Source organism: Streptomyces sp. NPDC005784, assembly GCF_042871525.1.
Classification (GTDB): Bacteria; Actinomycetota; Actinomycetes; order Streptomycetales; family Streptomycetaceae; genus Streptomyces.
In genome coordinates this window covers 88496-104807 of sequence record NZ_JBIAIQ010000013.1, presented here as the reverse complement: position 1 = coordinate 104807, position 16312 = coordinate 88496, and the positions used below count along the sequence as shown (strand labels likewise).

Annotated in this window: 15 protein-coding genes and 2 tRNA genes; 8 read left to right on the top strand and 9 right to left on the bottom strand. The window is 70.5% G+C overall.

Features of this window, described 5'->3' with window-relative positions; all coding sequences use genetic code 11:
• Window positions 1-156: 156 nt before the first annotated feature.
• From rsrA to ACFYR3_RS21870, 4 genes are all read right to left on the bottom strand, one after another.
• A complete protein-coding gene (gene rsrA, locus ACFYR3_RS21885) occupies window positions 157-459 on the bottom strand; it encodes a mycothiol system anti-sigma-R factor (protein ID WP_355844690.1) in 303 nt (100 codons plus the stop codon).
• Window positions 456-1139, bottom strand: coding sequence for an RNA polymerase sigma factor SigR (gene sigR, locus ACFYR3_RS21880; protein ID WP_355844693.1), 684 nt, complete (start codon window positions 1137-1139; stop codon window positions 456-458). Before sigR ends, rsrA begins: the two co-directional genes overlap by 4 nt.
• Window positions 1140-1415: 276 nt before the next feature.
• On the bottom strand, window positions 1416-2060 hold the full coding sequence (locus tag ACFYR3_RS21875; protein WP_355844696.1) for an alpha/beta family hydrolase: 645 nt from the start codon (window positions 2058-2060) through the stop codon (window positions 1416-1418).
• A gap of 1 nt (window position 2061) precedes the next feature.
• Entirely contained in the window at window positions 2062-2883 is an 822-nt protein-coding gene (locus ACFYR3_RS21870) for an SOS response-associated peptidase (protein WP_355844699.1), read from the bottom strand.
• Window positions 2884-2933: 50 nt separating this feature from the next.
• Between ACFYR3_RS21870 and ACFYR3_RS21865 the strand changes: the two genes are divergently transcribed.
• The 4 genes from ACFYR3_RS21865 to ACFYR3_RS21850 all read left to right on the top strand — a co-directional run bounded on the left by ACFYR3_RS21865 (window position 2934) and on the right by ACFYR3_RS21850 (window position 6631).
• Window positions 2934-3665, top strand: coding sequence for a M50 family metallopeptidase (locus ACFYR3_RS21865; protein WP_355844702.1), 732 nt, complete (start codon window positions 2934-2936; stop codon window positions 3663-3665).
• Between the two features lie 147 nt (window positions 3666-3812).
• The gene (gene aroA / locus ACFYR3_RS21860) at window positions 3813-5153 is read left to right on the top strand and encodes a 3-phosphoshikimate 1-carboxyvinyltransferase (RefSeq protein WP_355844705.1); all 1341 of its coding nucleotides are present in this window, start codon (window positions 3813-3815) and stop codon (window positions 5151-5153) included.
• Between the two features lie 16 nt (window positions 5154-5169).
• A complete protein-coding gene (gene rsgA / locus ACFYR3_RS21855; protein WP_389284413.1) occupies window positions 5170-6183 on the top strand; it encodes a ribosome small subunit-dependent GTPase A in 1014 nt (337 codons plus the stop codon).
• A gap of 124 nt (window positions 6184-6307) precedes the next feature.
• Window positions 6308-6631 (top strand): multidrug efflux SMR transporter, encoded by a 324-nt coding sequence (locus ACFYR3_RS21850; RefSeq protein ID WP_355844711.1) that lies wholly within the window; start codon window positions 6308-6310, stop codon window positions 6629-6631.
• A gap of 87 nt (window positions 6632-6718) precedes the next feature.
• Here the strand turns inward: ACFYR3_RS21850 and ACFYR3_RS21845 are convergent, their stop codons facing one another.
• A complete protein-coding gene (locus ACFYR3_RS21845) occupies window positions 6719-7327 on the bottom strand; it encodes a helix-turn-helix domain-containing protein (RefSeq protein WP_355844714.1) in 609 nt (202 codons plus the stop codon).
• A gap of 559 nt (window positions 7328-7886) precedes the next feature.
• Here ACFYR3_RS21845 and hisN point away from each other — a divergent pair.
• From hisN to ACFYR3_RS21830, 3 genes are all read left to right on the top strand, one after another.
• Complete coding sequence (gene hisN, locus ACFYR3_RS21840; protein ID WP_355844717.1) at window positions 7887-8687, top strand: histidinol-phosphatase; 801 nt, start codon at window positions 7887-7889, stop codon at window positions 8685-8687.
• Between the two features lie 207 nt (window positions 8688-8894).
• Entirely contained in the window at window positions 8895-9287 is a 393-nt protein-coding gene (locus tag ACFYR3_RS21835; protein WP_355844720.1) for a CBS domain-containing protein, read from the top strand.
• Window positions 9288-9502: 215 nt separating this feature from the next.
• Window positions 9503-9925: a transcriptional repressor gene (locus ACFYR3_RS21830; RefSeq protein ID WP_261708001.1), complete on the top strand. Its 423-nt coding sequence runs from the start codon at window positions 9503-9505 to the stop codon at window positions 9923-9925.
• Between the two features lie 252 nt (window positions 9926-10177).
• Here ACFYR3_RS21830 and ACFYR3_RS21825 read toward each other — a convergent pair.
• From ACFYR3_RS21825 to ACFYR3_RS21810, 4 genes are all read right to left on the bottom strand, one after another.
• A tRNA-Met gene (locus tag ACFYR3_RS21825) sits at window positions 10178-10251 on the bottom strand.
• A 194-nt stretch (window positions 10252-10445) separates the two neighbouring features.
• Window positions 10446-12296 carry a sel1 repeat family protein gene (locus ACFYR3_RS21820; RefSeq protein WP_355844724.1) on the bottom strand — a complete coding sequence of 617 codons (1851 nt, stop codon included), beginning with the start codon at window positions 12294-12296 and terminating at the stop codon, window positions 10446-10448.
• Between the two features lie 228 nt (window positions 12297-12524).
• A tRNA-Met gene (locus ACFYR3_RS21815) sits at window positions 12525-12598 on the bottom strand.
• 42 nt (window positions 12599-12640) lie between these two features.
• Window positions 12641-15598, bottom strand: coding sequence for a UPF0182 family protein (locus ACFYR3_RS21810; RefSeq protein ID WP_355845085.1), 2958 nt, complete (start codon window positions 15596-15598; stop codon window positions 12641-12643).
• 163 nt (window positions 15599-15761) lie between these two features.
• Between ACFYR3_RS21810 and ACFYR3_RS21805 the strand changes: the two genes are divergently transcribed.
• Window positions 15762-16304 (top strand): PPA1309 family protein, encoded by a 543-nt coding sequence (locus ACFYR3_RS21805; RefSeq protein WP_355844752.1) that lies wholly within the window; start codon window positions 15762-15764, stop codon window positions 16302-16304.
• Window positions 16305-16312 lie beyond the last annotated feature (8 nt).

The following is a 16312-nucleotide window of genomic DNA, read 5'->3' as shown; positions in this document are numbered from 1 at the left end:
GAGCCTAGGACGGGAGGAAGGGGGCGGGGACGGGTATGAACGAATCCGCGGGCTCAGGGCCCGCGGATTCGCACGTTCGGGTGATAAACGGAGGGTCTTCGCCGGGCGTCGGCGGTCGCGCCGGAGGTGCCGGGATCGCGCCGGAGCTGCCCGGGGTCAGGACTCCTGGACCGTCGCGGTCACGTCGTGCTCGGGCACGGCCTGACCGGAGCGGATCAGGTCGATGCGGCCCATGACCTTGGCCCGGAGATCGGTGGGCACGTCGTCATGGCCGCAGCACCGCTTGACCAGCTTCTTGACGGCCTGTTCGAGGCCGTACTTCTCCAGACACGGGGAGCACTCTTCGAAGTGGACCTCGAACTTGGTGCAGTCCGCGTCCGGCATCTCATGATCGAGGAACTCGTAGAGATGATCGAGTACCTCACTGCAATCCGTCTCGTGCGGCTCTCCGCAGCTCATGAGCCCGAGCCTTTCGCTTCGTTCGACTCTCCGGCGCCGGCGGGAACCAGCCCGCGGTCGCGGGCGTAGTCCTCCAGCATGCCGCGCAGTTGGCGACGCCCCCGGTGCAGCCGGGACATCACCGTACCGATGGGTGTCCCCATGATGTCCGCGATCTCCTTGTACGCAAAGCCCTCTACGTCCGCGAGGTAGACGGCGATGCGGAATTCCTCGGGGATCGCCTGCAGCGCTTCCTTGACGTCCGAGTCGGGCAGGTGGTCGAGCGCCTGCGACTCGGCGGAACGAAGCCCTGTGGACATGTGCGACTCGGCACGCGCCAGCTGCCAGTCCTCGATCTCCTCGGCCGCGCTGCGCTGGGGTTCGCGCTGCTTCTTGCGGTACGAGTTGATGAAGGTGTTGGTGAGAATGCGGTACAGCCACGCCTTGAGGTTGGTGCCCTCGCGGAACTGGTGGAAGGACGCGTACGCCTTGGCGTACGTCTCCTGCACCAGGTCCTCGGCGTCCGCCGGGTTGCGCGTCATGCGCAGGGCGGCCGAGTACATCTGGTCGAGGAATTCGAGCGCGTCCCGCTCGAAGCGCGCGGTGCGCTCGGCGGACGACTCCGTGCTCGTGCCCTGGCCCTCGGGCTGCTCCGCCTGGCCGTTTTCGGTCCCTGCGTCGGTCCCAGTGACCGGACCCACCTCCTCCAGCGACGTAGCGAGACCGAGACCGGTCCCACTGGAATCGGAGGATAGACGACCTTCGGTCGGGGAGGGATGTACTTCTTGTCCGCCCGCCGCCCGAATCGGGGCGTTCTTGCCCGCGCGCAGCACCGTCCAGTCCAGGTCAGCGCGGCTGCTGCGGCTCGGGCAGAAGGTCGAACCCATGCGGCGGACTTCCTCTCGTACGAACGGTGCAGCACTCTCCGTGCTGTCTGCTCGGCACAACAGAAGTCCGTCACTCTGCATTCCCGCGTGTCACCCGAGTGACGCGGCCCACCGCGCGACGCCGTCCGTGACGACCTTCAGCGCCTCCTCCTGGCCGAGCGGGGCCCGCTTCGGGACGGCGAGGCCGTGATCTCCGTAAGGCACTTCGACCAGTTCGTACGAGCCCGGCGGGAACTCCTCCGGCTTGCCGAACGGGTCGTTGCCGCCCTGCACGACGAGGGTGGGCACCCCCGCGCCGAGCAGCTCGGCGGCGCGGGACTTCTCCGGCTTTCCCGGAGGGTGCAGCGGGAAACTCAGGGCGAGGACGGCGGCGGCACCGAGTTCGGTCGCGGTCCGGCACGCGACGCGGGCGCCGGCGCTGCGGCCGCCGGAGACGACGGGCAGTCCGGGCTTCGCCAGCACCGGCCACACCCCCCGCCAGCCGACGTCCAGTGTCCTCGGTGCCGGGGCCACCTTCTTCCCGGCGACCCGCCAGGGCTGTTCGACGAGCGCGACACTCACCCCGTGAGCGGGCAGCACCTCGGCGAGCGCCCGGAGATCCCGGGCCTCGATTCCGCCGCCCGCGCCATGACTCACGCCGAGGACGAGCCGCGCCTTCGCCGCCCTGTGCCAGGTGACGCGGGCCGTACCGGCGTCCGTCTCGATGGTCTCGCTCGCGTTGCTGATCTCGGTCACGTCAGAAAAGTGTGCCCTCCTCGGGCCCCTCCAGCTCCTTCAGCAGCTCCGCTCCGTTGTTGCGGACGTTGCTGACCGCGGTGGAGACGGGGTACGCGCGCATCAGTCCGGTGGGCGGCGGCGCGAGCAGATCGCGGAGTTCGTCCGGGTCCGTGCGGGACGGGTCGAGCCAGCTGTCCCAGCGGTCGGGGGTGAGCATCAGGGGCATCCGGGGGTGGATGTCGGCCAGCGCGTGCGGGCCCTCGGCGGGGGCCACCGCGAGCGGCGTCGTCTCCGCCTCGGTCGTGATGACCGAGCAGGTCGCCCACCAGGCCAGCGGATGCTCGTCCGGCAGCGTCCGGTCCCGCCAGAACTCGTACAGTCCCGCCATCGCGAAGACCGAGCCGTCCGCGGGCGTCACGAAGTACGGCTGCTTGCGCGGCCGCTTCTTCTTGCCCTCGACCTCCAGATCGCGTTCGGCGTTGCCGGTGACCCACTCGTAGTAGCCGTCGGCGGGGACGATGCAGCGCCGGGCGGCGAAGGCGCGGCGGTACGAGGGCTTCTCGTGCACCGTCTCCGCGCGCGCGTTGATCATCCGGGCGGCGCCCTCGGGTGTCTTGGCCCAGGACGGGACGAGTCCCCACTTGAGTCTGCGGAGCTGGCGAACCGGCCTCGGGCTGTCCGCGTCCTTCACAGGGCGGTCGAGGACGACGTAGACCTCCTTGGTCGGCGCCACGTTGTAGTCCGGGGCCAGGGTCTCCTCGGGATCCCGGTCCCACTTCTCGATCTCAAAGACTCCTGCGAGATCCTCGGGTCCACGACTGGCTGCATACCGTCCGCACATACGTGCAACACTGCCAGATTCCGCGTCACAAAAGGGAGTCACCGCCGACAATGGACAGCACCGCATCCTCCTCGCTGGCCTCGCTCACCTCCCTCTGGGACCAGGTCTTCGGCAGTCAGCCGGACCCCGACCTGTGGGTGGTGATCGCCACCATGGTCGCGGCCCTCGCGGCGATCGTCCCGCACGGCGTCTGGCGTCTCTCCCGCAACGCCATCACCATCGCGCACGAGGGCGGCCACGGCCTGGTCGCCCTGCTCACCGGGCGCAGCCTCAGCGGCATCCGGCTGCACTCCGACACCAGCGGTCTCACGGTCAGCCGCGGCAAGCCGACCGGCCTCGGTATGATCCTGACGGCGGCGGCGGGCTACACCGCTCCCCCGCTGCTCGGCCTCGGCGGCGCCGCGCTGCTCGGCGCGGGCCACATCACCCTGCTGCTGTGGGTGGCCACGGCCCTGCTGATAGCCATGCTGGTGATGATCCGCAACGCGTACGGCGCGCTCACCGTGATCCTCACCGGCGGCACGTTCCTCCTGGTGTCCTGGCTCGCCGGACCCCAGGTACAGGCCGCGTTCGCGTACGCGGTGGTGTGGTTCCTGCTCCTCGGCGGCGTCCGCCCGGCGTTCGAACTCCAGGCAAAGCGGATGCGGGGCGGCGCGGGCGACTCGGACGCGGACCAGTTGTCGCGGCTGACGCACGTACCGGCCGGGCTGTGGCTGTTCCTCTTCCATGCCGTGTCGCTGTGCTCGCTGATGGGCGGCGGGCGCTGGCTGCTCGGGCTGTGAGCAGCGGGCACTGCCCGAGGGGCCCTGAGCTGCGCCGCGACCGTCCGGCCGGCCCCCGGGGCAGGTGGTGCCCGGCTCCCCCGCGCGGGTGCCGCCGACGGTGACGGGCCAACGGCTGTCCGGCGCCCTGCCACTAAAGTGGGGCGCATGACCGTGAACCCCGCCCACACCGCCCTCTGGCCAGCCCCGCACGCAAGCGGAGCCGTCGACGCGACGGTTCACGTGCCGGGGTCCAAGTCGGTCACCAACCGCGCTCTCGTCCTGGCCGCGCTGGCCTCCGAGCCGGGCTGGCTGCGCCGCCCGCTGCGTTCCCGCGACACCCTGCTGATGGCCGGCGCGCTCCGCGCGATGGGTGTCGGCATCGAGGAGACGGTCGCTTCCAGTTCCACGGTCGCGGGGGGCCCGGACGCCTCCGGCGAGGCCTGGCGGATCATCCCCTCGGGCCTGCGCGGCCCGGCCACGGTCGATGTCGGCAACGCGGGCACCGTGATGCGCTTCCTTCCCCCGGTCGCCGCGCTCGCGGACGGCCCCATCCGCTTCGACGGCGACCCGCGGTCGTACGAGCGTCCGCTGCACGGTGTGATCGACGCGCTGCGCCTGCTCGGCGCCCGGATCGACGACGACGCCCGCGGCGCGCTGCCGCTGACCGTGCACGGCGGCGGTGCCCTGGACGGCGGCCCGGTGGAGATCGACGCGTCGTCGTCCTCCCAGTTCGTGTCCGCCCTGCTGCTCTCCGCCCCGCGCTTCAACCAGGGCGTCGAGGTCCGGCACACCGGCTCGACGCTCCCGTCCATGCCGCACATCCGGATGACCGTCGACATGCTGCGCGCGGTCGGCGCCCAGGTGGACACCCCGGAGTCCGGCGGCGAACCGAACGTCTGGCGGGTGACGCCGGGCGCGCTGCTCGGCCGCGATCTGATCATCGAGCCGGACCTGTCGAACGCCCAGCCGTTCCTGGCGGCGGCGCTGGTGACCGGCGGCACGGTCGTCGTCCCCGACTGGCCGGCGCGCACCACCCAGCCCGGTGACCGGCTGCGGGAGATCTTCACCGAGATGGGCGGTTCCTGCGAACTGACCGAGAGCGGACTGGAGTTCACCGGTTCGGGTGCCATTCACGGTATCGATGTGGACCTCGGCGAGGTCGGTGAGCTGACCCCGGGCATCGCGGCGGTCGCGGCGCTCGCCGACTCCCCCTCCACACTCCGGGGCGTGGCCCATCTGCGGCTGCACGAGACGGACCGGCTGGCCGCGCTCACCAAGGAGATCAACGAACTCGGCGGCGATGTCACCGAGACCGCCGACGGCCTGCACATCCGGCCGCGCCGACTGCACGGCGGCGTCTTCCACACGTACGACGACCACCGCATGGCGACGGCCGGCGCGATCCTCGGGTTGGCGGTGGAGGGCGTCCAGATCGAGAACGTGGCGACGACCGCGAAGACCCTGCCCGACTTCCCCGACCTGTGGACCGGAATGCTCGGGAACTGACGGGCGGACCTGGATCATGCGCCGTTACGGCAAGAACACCGACGAGGACGACATCCGCCAGCGCCCGAACCGCAAGGGCAACCGTCCCCGTACCAACATCCGCCCCAAGCACGAGGAAGCCGTCTCGGGCATGGTCCTCACGGTCGACCGCGGCCGGCTGACCTGCCTGGTCGAGGGCCGCGTCGTGATGGCGATGAAGGCCCGAGAACTGGGCCGCAAGGCCGCCGTCGTCGGCGACCGGGTCGCCATCGTCGGCGACCTGTCCGGAGAGAAGGACACCCTCGCCCGCATCGTCCGCATCGAGCCGCGCGGTTCGGTGCTGCGACGCACGGCCGACGACGACGATCCGTACGAGCGTGTGGTCGTCGCCAACGCCGACCAGCTCGCCATCGTCACCGCCCTCGCCGACCCCGAGCCGCGCCCCCGCCTGATCGACCGCTGTCTGGTGGCCGCCTTCGACGGCGGTCTGACCCCGCTCCTCGTGCTCACGAAGTCGGACCTGGCCCCGCCGGACAAGTTCCTGGAGCTGTACGGCGCGTTGGACATCCCGTACGTGGTGACCAGCCGCGAGGAGCTGCGGAGCGCGGCCGCCGCCGACCTGGTGCGCGAACAACTGGACGGCAGGATCACGGCGTTCGTCGGTCACTCGGGCGTCGGCAAGACGACCCTGGTGAACGCGCTGGTGCCGCCCGAGCAGCGCCGGACGACCGGCCACGTCAACGCGGTCACGGGCCGCGGCCGGCACACGACCACCTCGGCGCTGGCCCTGCCGCTGGCGGGAGCCAACGGGGGCTGGGTCGTCGACACCCCGGGCGTCCGTTCCTTCGGCCTGAACCACGTCGATCCGTCCCGGGTCATCAACGCCTTCCCCGATCTCCAACCCGGCACCGAGGGCTGCCCCCGCGCGTGCAGCCACGACGAACCGGACTGTGCGCTCGACCAGTGGGTGGCCGACGGCCACGCGGACCCGCAGCGGCTGTACTCGCTGCGCCGACTGCTGGCCACGCGCGAGCGCCGCGAGGGCGACTGACGTCCGCGTGTTTGCGTGCGCCCGCCGTCGGTAAGGGCTTCTCCGGGTCGGTGAATGCATAATCGCACCGAACCGGATCCGGGCCGGCCGAAGCAGTCGACGTGCGGATGTGGGAGGACAAGACATGGCGTGGCTGCTGGTCGTTGTGGCAGGACTGCTCGAAACCGGCTTCGCCGTCTGCCTGAAGCTCTCGCACGGCTTCACCAGACTCTGGCCCACCGTGGCCTTCTGCGTCTTCGCCCTCGGCAGCTTCGGTCTGCTGACGCTCTCCCTGAGGAAACTCGACGTCGGTCCGGCCTACGCGGTGTGGACCGGCATCGGCGCGGCGGGCACCGCCATCTACGGCATGATCTTCCTCGACGACCTGGTCTCCGTCCTGAAGATCGTCTCGATCAGCCTGGTCATCATCGGCGTCATCGGACTCCAGCTCTCGGGGTCGGCGCAGTAGGGACACGCCCGGAGCCGTTCCGCGTGCGCACCTCGGAGCCGTTCCGCGGGCGCGCCCCCAGGCCTGCTGAGTACGCGCCCGGGCCCTTCAGACCGCAAGCCGGTGGGACGGTGCGAGCGCGGTTCTGACCAACTCCGCGACTCCGCCCCGGGCGGGCGGCGCCACGACCCACGACAGCGCGAGCCGGACCACCAGTTCGCACGCCCGCGTGACCTCGGGGGTGTCCGCCCTGGACAGGGCGAGCGCGGCGACCGCTCGGTCGCGGACCAGCGCCACGAAGTCGGCGGGCGAGGGCAACGGCCCGTCGGCCCGTCGCTGCGCGGGCACCGGGGACGACGAGGGCACGGCGGACAGCGCGGGCGCGGGCAGCCGCTCACTCCAGCATCCGGTCAGCATCGCCCGCACCAGCGCGTTGCTGCGCGCCGCCGACGCGGTCCAGTCGGCGGCCGCGACCAACCGCTCCCGCGCGTCGGTGTGAGCGGCCAGGGCCCGGTCGATCCCGGCGAGGTAGGCATCGGCCTCCCGCCGTACGAGGGCACGCGCGAGCCCTTCCTTGCTCCCGAACTCGTTGTAGAGCGTCTGGCGTGACACCCCGGCCACGGCCGCCACATCGACCATCCGCACCGCGGACCACGCCCGGCGCGCGAGCGCCGTATAGGCAGCGTCCAAGAGGGATTCTCGCGCTGCGGGCATCATCGCCTCCCTGGGGCGAGCGGCTCTGCAGCCAGATTTGACGCGTGCGGAAGCACTGTCAAGGGGTCGCGGCGGCCCCGATGGGCGCACGTCCGAAGCCGCACGCATCCACGACCGAACACGAGCCCCGGCGACCGTCCCCACCGGCCGGGTCCGGCGCCGCACCGGTCGTCTCAACCGGACGGGTCCGGCGGGGGGCGGTGCGGCACCTGCTGGACACCGGGGGCGGGAGCGAACCGACCGGCTACCGCACGTCCGGCGGGACGGTCGGACGCAGCAACCGCTGGGCGCCGCCTGCCCACCGGGGCCGGTGCGGTGCGGCCGGACGAGGCCCGATGCGCCACCTGCTCACCCGGGTCGGTGCGGTGTCCGCCCACCGGGGCCGGTGCGGTGCCTGCCCGCACGGCCGGTACGCCACCTGCCCACCGGGGTCGATGCGTTGTCGGCCGGACATGGCCGATGCGCCGCCTGCCCACCGGGACCCATGCGGTGCCGGCCGGGTGGCGTGATGATCCCCTGTCCTGTGTAGCCCCGTCCCGACACGGGCAGATACGGTTCACCCATGCCCGACTATCGCGATGACCTGCGCCTCGCCCATGTCCTGGCGGACGCCGCCGACGCCGCGACGATGGACCGGTTCAAGGCGCTCGACCTGAAGGTCGAGACCAAGCCGGACATGACGCCGGTGAGCGAGGCGGACAAGGCCGCCGAGGAACTCATCCGCGGCCATCTCCAGCGGGCCAGGCCGCGCGACGCGATCCTCGGCGAGGAGTACGGCATCGAGGGCACGGGCCCGCGCCGCTGGGTCATCGACCCGATCGACGGCACCAAGAACTACGTCCGCGGTGTGCCCGTCTGGGCCACGCTCATCTCCCTGATGGAGATGGGCGAGGGCGGCTACCAGCCGGTCGTCGGCGTCGTCTCCGCCCCCGCGCTCGCCCGTCGCTGGTGGGCCGCGAAGGGCCACGGCGCCTTCAGCGGCCGCAGCCTGTCCTCCGCGACCCGCCTGCGGGTCTCCAACGTCTCGCGGATGGCCGACGCGTCCTTCGCGTACTCGTCCCTGTCCGGCTGGGAGGACCAGGGCCGCCTCGACGGTTTCCTCGACCTCACGAAGGCGGTCTGGCGCACCCGCGGTTACGGCGACTTCTGGCCGTACATGATGGTCGCCGAGGGCTCGGTGGACATCTGCGCCGAACCCGAGCTGTCGCTCTGGGACATGGCGGCGAACGCGATCGTGGTGACCGAGGCGGGCGGCTCCTTCACCGGCCTCGACGGGCGCCCCGGCCCGCACAGCGGCAACGCCGCCGCGTCGAACGGCCTCCTCCACGACGAGATGCTCGGCTACCTCAACCAGCGTTACTGAGCACGCTTCCTGAGCAGCCCCGGTCTGCCCGGGGCTGCTGAGCAACCCTCGGGCGCCCCCCAACTCACGGCACGCGCCCTCTTGTTGACCCTCCCTTTAACTGCGACTCTGAGAGCTCCCCCACTTGTGAACTTGTGAACCGTTTCTCTTTGTGCTCCATCCAGGAGCCGAGGAGCCCGCGGCTCACCAAGGAGGTGGCTCCAGCCCATGCTCGTCCGCGACGCCATGAGCACGGTGGTCCTCACCATCGGCCCGGCACACACCCTCCGACAGGCGGCCCGTCTGATGTCCGCGCGCCACGTCGGCGCGGCGGTGGTCCTCGACGAGGACTCCTCCGGCCTCGGGATCCTCACCGAGCGCGACATCCTCAACTCCCTCGCCCTCGGCCAGAACCCGGACTCAGAGACCGCCGGAACCCACACGACCACCGACGTCGTCTTCGCGGCGCCCACCTGGACCTTGGAGGAGGCCGCGACCGCGATGTCGCACGGCGGCTTCCGGCATCTGATCGTGCTCGACGGCAGCGGCCCGGTCGGCATCGTCTCGGTCCGCGACATCATCCGCTGCTGGGCGCCCGCCCGGCAGCACGTACCGGCCTGAGCACACGAGCGTGCCGGAGTCCCCAGGGGTTCCCCGGGGATTCCGGCCCGCCGCCCACAACGGGCGCGCCCGTGGCGGCCGTCGGCCCCCTGCGCCACGTGCGCCTCCCGTGACCGATATCGGACTCGATCCGTGATGGACATTGTCTAAGTCAAGCTGGTTTCTAAAGTCACATCCATTCGGGATCTGGTTCACCTGCTGTTACGCTGACCTGTATGAGTGACCTGTTGGAACGACTGCGCGGACGTGGATGGCGCATGACCGCGCAGCGACGTGTCGTGGCCGAGGTCCTCGACGGCGACCACGTCCATCTGACGGCCGACGAGGTGCACGCCCGGGCCGTGGCCAAGCTGCCCGAGATCTCCCGGGCGACCGTCTACAACACGCTGGGTGAGCTGGTCTCGCTCGGCGAGGTGCTGGAAGTCGCCACAGACAAGCGCGCCAAGCGCTACGACCCGAACGCGCACCGTCCGCACCACCATCTGGTCTGCGCCCGGTGCGGCGCGATCCGCGACGTCCACCCGCTCGGCAACCCGCTCACCGACCTCCCCGACTCGGAGCGCTTCGGCTTCACGGTCTCGGACGTCGAGGTGACGTACCGAGGCGTCTGCCCGAACTGCGCGGCCGTACAGGCGTAGAAGCACGCACCCGCACGCAAACGAAAGCCCCGGCACGCGACGCGCGCCGGGGTTTCCCGCAATCCACAGCCAATCGGTCCGCAGGCGACCGGTCCACAACCAACCGCTCGGCGCTCGGCGCTCGGCGCTCGGCGCTCGCTGCTGTTCGCTGTTCGCTGTTCGCTGTTCGCTGTTCGCAGCAGCGTTTCCGCGCCAGGTCCGGATATGCACCGAGGGCCGGAACCCTTTCGGATTCCGGCCCTCGGCCTTCAGTAGCGGGGACAGGATTTGAACCTGCGACCTCTGGGTTATGAGCCCAGCGAGCTACCGAGCTGCTCCACCCCGCGTCGATGAACTGAACAGTACGTCAACTCCGTGGCCAGCGCAAATCCCTTGTTCGAGCGCTCCGACGGCAGTCCTCCGACCCCGTCCGACCAGCGCCGCACCGGGCCGAGGGGGACCAGGCGCACCCTGCCGGAGACAGGAAGGAGCCAGGCCGCGTCAGGTGACCCGGGCCGCCCCACACGGACCCGGGCCGCCCTTACGCGGACAGCTCCTCCCGCAAAGCGTCCCGCAGTCGCGCCGCCCGTTCGGAGACCTCCGCCGGTCCCAGCGACACGGCCCGGTCGGCCCACCGCTGCCCCTCCGCCAGCTCCCCGCGCCGCGCGTAGACGAGCGCCAGCCGCAGCGCCGCCCGCCCGTGCCCCGCGTCCGCCGCGCGGGTCCACCACAGCGCCGCCTCCGGCTCGCTCCCCTCACGGGCCAGCAGCAGCCCGAGATTGAACGCGCCGTTGCGCGACCCCGCCTCGGCGGCCTCGCGGTACCAGCGGGCCGCCTCCACGACGTCACCCCGGGCGGCGGCCAGCATCCCGACCCGCACCTGCGCACGCCGGTGCCCCTGGGACGCCGCCCGCTCGTACCACTCCTCGCACTCGCTCTTCTCCTGCGCGGGCTCCCCGAGTTCGTGCGCGGGCGCCGGTGGCCGCCGGGCGTCGAGCACCGCGGCGAGCCGGTAGGCGGCCTCGGCACTGCCCCCTCCCGCGGCGCACCGCAGATGCCGCTCGGCAGCCGGCTCGTCACCCTCCCGCAGCCGCGCGATGCCCACCTGGAGCGCCGCCTCCGTGTGTCCGGCGGCGGCCGCCCGCTCGTACCACCGCAGCGCGGCGACGTCGTCGCTGTCGGTGGCGCGTCCGGCGTGCAGGATGCCGAGGTTGAACGCGGCGTCCACACTCCCGGCCTCCGCGGCCTTGGAGAACCACGGCTCGGCTCCGGCCGCGTCGCCGACCTGGAGCAGCAGGATCGCCAGGGCGTTGGCGGCCTCGCGATGACCGGCGTACGCGGCTCTGCGGTACCACTGCTCGGCCTGCGCGGTCCGCCCCTGCTCGGCACAGAGCAGTCCGAGGTTGTACGCGCCGTTCACATCGCCCGCGTCCATCGCGGCCCGGTACCAGCGCTCGGCGGTCTGCGTCTCACCGCGCTCGGCGTGCAGCGCGCCCAGCGCGTTGGCGGCGTTCCCGTCCCCGTCCTGGGCGGCCCGCAGCCACCAGACGGCGGCGCTCTCGGGGTCCCCGGCGTCGCGCAGCAGGAACCCGAGGGCGCACGCGGCACGCGCCTCCCCGTCCTTGGCGGACGTCAGATACCAGCGCCCGGCCTCCTTGAGATCGCCCCGCTTCTCCAGGATCGCCCCGAGGTGCAGCGCGGCCCGACGGTGCCCGCGCGCGGCGGCCTGCCGGTACCACTGCTCGGCGGCCTGTCCGGCGGCACCGATGACACCGTTGTCACCCACGGCCTCGCCCGAGTCCAGGGCCTTGCGGTCAAGTGTGCGGGCCAGCCGGTACGCGGCCTCGCGGTGCCCGCGCTCCGCGGCGGCCCGCATCCACTGTTCGGCGCCCACGTCACTGCGGTGCTCCAGCAGATCGGCGAGGGCGTACGCACCCAGGGCGTGGCCCTGCTCGGCGGACTGGCGCAGCCAGTACTCGGCGGCGGGCTCGTCGCCGCGCTCGCGGTGGTGCCGGCCGAGCGCGTGCGCGGCGGCCGCGCTGCCGGCGACGGCGGCGATCCGCCACCATCCGGCGGCCTCGTCGACGTATCCGCGCTGGTACATGAGGACACCCAGATTGTTGGCGGCCGCACGGTCTCCGGCGGCGGTGGCCGCGCGCAACTGGGGCTCGGCCGCGTCGAGATCACCGCGGCGCAGCAGCATGGCTCCGAGGACGCTCATCGCCTCGACGTCGCCGGCTTCGGCGGCCGACCACTGGCGCGCCTCCTCGGCAGCCTCGCCGGTTTCGTCCCGGTCGGAAGGCTGCGTGAGATCCGCAGGCTGCTCAAAGTCGGCAGACCGCGCAAACCGCCCTGTATCCAACAGAGTTGCCTTGTCCCCCATAACGTCCATCGTCGCACCACCTGCAACCTGGGTACACCTGGTATACCGCAGCCAGTGAGGTCACTTCAGCGTTTTGTCGACATGCCCACAGAGAGACAAGTCAAACACAGATCGCCCAACTCCCCCCGCATGTCCCGGCACTTCACACGAGTCGCCAGGTCACCGGGGCGCCCCGGCGTGGCGCCGCACACGTCGAAGGCCCGGATCCATGAACTGGATCCGGGCCTTCGACTTCAGTAGCGGGGACAGGATTTGAACCTGCGACCTCTGGGTTATGAGCCCAGCGAGCTACCGAGCTGCTCCACCCCGCGCCGTTGTGTTGCAACCGTACCACGGCGCGGGGTGGGCTCTGATCAGCCGCTTCCGGTGCTCTTTTCGCTGCTCGGACTACTGCTCGGACTACTGCTGGGACTGCTGCTCGGGCCACCGCTCTTGTCGGCGCCGGAGCTGCCGCCGGCCTTGTCCGCCTTGGCCTGCGCGTCCTCGGCCCGCTTCAGCGCGTCCTCAAGATTCTTCTGGGCCTCGCCGTACGCCTTCCAGTCGCCCTTCTTGAGGGCTTCCTGCCCCTGGTCGAAGGCCTTCTGGGCGTCGCCGAGCGCGGCCTGGACCGTCGGGTTGCTCGACGTGGGCGGATTCTTGGTGCCCTGGTCGGGCGGCGCGGTCGAACTCTCCGCCCCGAAGACCTTGTTGAGCGCCTGACCCAACGTGTCCTCGAAGGCGGCGCTGCCTCCGTACGTCACCAACACCTTGCGCAGCAGCGGGTACTTGAGGTCGCCACCGCGGACGTAGACCGGTTCCACATAGAGCAGTCCGCCGTCGAGCGGCACGGTCAGCAGGTTGCCGTACTCGACCTCGGAGTCGCCGCCTCTGAGGAGTCTGATGGACTCGGCGATGGACGGCTCGGAGTTGAACTGGCTCTGCACCCGTTTGGGTCCGTCGACCGTTCTGCCGGTCGGCAGTTTCAGAATGCTGATCTTGCCGTAACCGGGCGTCCCCGCCTCGGCGTTGACCGACACGAACGCGCTCAGGTTGTCACGGCCGTTCGGTGTCATCGTCGTCGTCAGCGAGAACGCCTGCGACGAGTCCCCCGGCAGCTTCATGCTCAGGTAGTACGGCGGCACTGCGCTGTGCGAGTTGTTGCTCGGGTCGTCCGGGACCTGCCACACCTCGCTGCCGCTCAGGAACGTCTGGGCGTCCTTCACGTGGTAGCGGGTGAGCAGTTCGCGCTGGACCTTGAACAGGTCCTGCGGATACCGCAGATGAGCCATCAGCTCCGGCGAGATCGACGTCTTCGACTGCACCGTGTTCGGGAACGCCTTCATCCAGGTCTTCAGGACCGGGTCCTCGGTGTCCCACTGGTAGAGCTTGACGGCGCCGGTGTACGCGTCGACGGTCGCCTTCACCGAGTTGCGGATGTAGTTGACCTGGTTCTGCTGGGCCACCACCGCGCGCTGGTTGTTGGCCGCCGTCAGCGAGTCCGCCGTGGTGTCGCCGAGCGTGGTGCGGGAGGCGTACGGATAGCCGTTGGTGGTGGTGTACGCGTCGACGATCCACTGGATCTTCCCGTCGACGACCGCCGGGTAGGCGTCACCGTCGATGGTCAGCCAGGGGGCCACCGCCTCGACCCGCTCCTTGGGCGTGCGGTTGTAGAGAATCCGCGAACCCTCGCCGATCGCGCCCGAGTACAGGATCTGCGGCTCGCCGAACGCCACCGCGTACGCGGCCCGGTTGACCGGACTGGCGAGGCTGACTCCGCTCTTGCCCTTGTAACTGGTGGTCTTCTCACCACTGTCGTCGGAGTAGTCGATCTCCTTCTGGGGACCGCCGACGATCGAGTACTGGGTGGTCTTCTCGCCGTAGTAGATCTGCTGCTGGTACGAGCCCAGGTCGCCCGTGGACGGCAGGTTGTACTCGGTGAAGACCGGGCGGCCCTCGCTGTCGGCCGTGGTGCCCTTGGCCGCGACGACGCCGTATCCGTGCGTGTACCGGAAGTGGTCGTTGATCCAGTTGTTCTTCGGGATGCCCGCGAGGTTCAGCTCGCGCAGACCGAGAACCGTGTCCTGTTCCTTGCCGTTCTTGCTGTACCGGTCGACGTCCAGGTTCGACGGGAAGCCGTAGTAGTTCCGCACCTGCTGGAGCTGCTGGAAGGTCGGCGACACGACGTTCGGGTCCATCAGCCGGATGCTCGCGACGGTGTCGGCGTCGGCACGGAGCTTGGCCTGGTCCTTGGTGTCGCTCGTCCCCGGGTAGTCCTGCACATCGGTGCCGGCGATCCCGTACGCCTCGCGGGTCGCCTTGAGGTTCTTCTCGACGTACGGCGCTTCCTTGGCCTGCTCGTTCGGCTCGACCTGGAACTTCTGGACGATCGCCGGGTACAGCCCGCCGATGAGGATCGCCGAGAGCACCATCAGGCCGAAGCCGATGACGGGCAGCTGCCAGGTGCGCCGCCACAGCGTGGCGAAGAAGAGCAGCGCGCAGATGACGGCGATGCAGAACAGGATCGTCTTGGCGGGCAGATAGGCGTTCGCGTCGACGTACCTGAGGCCCGTCCAGTTGCCGGTCGCCTTGAAGTCACTGGACTTCACCGCGAGCCCGTACCGGTCGAGCCAGTAGGCGACCGCCTTCAGGGCCACGAAGAGGCCGAGGAGCACCGAGAGGTGCCCGGTGGCCGCGGCCGTCGCACGCGCTCCCGGACTGGTGATCCGCAGGCCGCCGTACAGGTAGTGCGTGAGCGCGGCGGCGATCAGCGAGAGCACGGCGGCGGCGAAGCCGAAGCCGAGCAGGAAGCGGTACCAGGGCAGGTCGAAGGCGTAGAACGAGATGTCGAGATGGAACTGAGGGTCCTTCTGGTGGAAGGGCACTCCGTTCACCCACATCAGCCACGTGCGCCATTGGCCCGAGGCGGACGCGCCGGCGATCAGCCCCACCAGGGAGGTGATCGCGAGCAGCAGCCACCGCTTGTAGGGCGCGATGCCCATGCGGTACCGGTCGAGGCTCTGCTGCTCCATCGACATGGCGCTCAGCGGCGGGCGCAACCGGTGCGCCAGCCAGATGTTGAAGCCCACCGCGGCCGCCATCAGCAGACCGAAGACGAAGAAGAGCCCGATCTTGGTCCACAGTGTGGTGGTGAAGACCGACGAGTAGTGGACCGAGCGGTACCAGAGCCAGTCCGTCCAGAACCCCGCGAACATGACGAAGGCCATGGCCAGCACGGCCAGCACGCCCAGTGTCATGAGCAGGGTCCGGACACGCCGGGACGGCCGGCCCACTCTGATCCGTGACCCCGTCGGGCCTCCGCCGCGGTCCGGCATCTGGAAAGCCAAGGTGCGCACCTCGAAGTCGCTGTTGATCCGTCAGGCCCCCGTGTTGGTGGACCGTCCGTAAGGCTCCGTGATCGAGGAGCCTCATCTATGCAACTTACTCACGCTTTACTCGGTTCCCGATTCCGGTTACGAACGAGGCAGGATTGTGACCATGTCCAACACTCCCATGGCAGCGAGCCCACTCACCCGGGCCGTACTCGAGATCGACGAGTACGCCTCCGGCCTCGGCTGGGACCAGCCCGCCCGCCTCTTCGCCCTCGTAGACACCGCACGGCTGCGGGCCCAGGAACCCGGCCTCGCCGCTCAGCTCGGCCTGGAGAACGAGCAGGAGACCATCGGTCTCACCCCCATCGAGCAGGACGAGATCCCTGCCGGCAAGCCGCTGGACGAGTTCCTCGGCACCATCGCCTGGCCCGACGCCGTCGTCGGCTGCGCGCTCACCGTGGAGCGGCTCATGCTGCCGCCGTCCGCGGAGGCATCGGTTCCGGAGGGTCTCAGCGGCAAGAAGCTCACGACGTGGGTCGCCGCACACCCGGACCGTCAGGAAGTGCGCATGACGGTCGGCGTCCTGCGCGACGGCACCCGCGACTCGGCGCTGCGGCTGCGCGAGAAGGACGCGGCCACGGAGGTGCTCACGGGGGCGGGCCTGGTGCCGGGCCTCGCGGAGGCGCTGTCGGCGACGTTCGCGGACTGATCCGCGCA

Coding starts and splice junctions, on each gene's coding strand:
- rsrA (WP_355844690.1), bottom strand. CDS start 459: ATGAGCTGCGGAGAGCCGCACGAGACGGATTGCAGTGAGGTACTCGAT.
- ACFYR3_RS21870 (WP_355844699.1), bottom strand. CDS start 2,883: ATGTGCGGACGGTATGCAGCCAGTCGTGGACCCGAGGATCTCGCAGGA.
- ACFYR3_RS21865 (WP_355844702.1), top strand. CDS start 2,934: ATGGACAGCACCGCATCCTCCTCGCTGGCCTCGCTCACCTCCCTCTGG.
- aroA (WP_355844705.1), top strand. CDS start 3,813: ATGACCGTGAACCCCGCCCACACCGCCCTCTGGCCAGCCCCGCACGCA.
- rsgA (WP_389284413.1), top strand. CDS start 5,170: ATGCGCCGTTACGGCAAGAACACCGACGAGGACGACATCCGCCAGCGC.
- ACFYR3_RS21850 (WP_355844711.1), top strand. CDS start 6,308: ATGGCGTGGCTGCTGGTCGTTGTGGCAGGACTGCTCGAAACCGGCTTC.
- ACFYR3_RS21845 (WP_355844714.1), bottom strand. CDS start 7,327: ATGATGCCCGCAGCGCGAGAATCCCTCTTGGACGCTGCCTATACGGCG.
- hisN (WP_355844717.1), top strand. CDS start 7,887: ATGCCCGACTATCGCGATGACCTGCGCCTCGCCCATGTCCTGGCGGAC.
- ACFYR3_RS21835 (WP_355844720.1), top strand. CDS start 8,895: ATGCTCGTCCGCGACGCCATGAGCACGGTGGTCCTCACCATCGGCCCG.
- ACFYR3_RS21830 (WP_261708001.1), top strand. CDS start 9,503: ATGAGTGACCTGTTGGAACGACTGCGCGGACGTGGATGGCGCATGACC.
- ACFYR3_RS21820 (WP_355844724.1), bottom strand. CDS start 12,296: ATGGACGTTATGGGGGACAAGGCAACTCTGTTGGATACAGGGCGGTTT.
- ACFYR3_RS21810 (WP_355845085.1), bottom strand. CDS start 15,598: ATGCCGGACCGCGGCGGAGGCCCGACGGGGTCACGGATCAGAGTGGGC.
- ACFYR3_RS21805 (WP_355844752.1), top strand. CDS start 15,762: ATGTCCAACACTCCCATGGCAGCGAGCCCACTCACCCGGGCCGTACTC.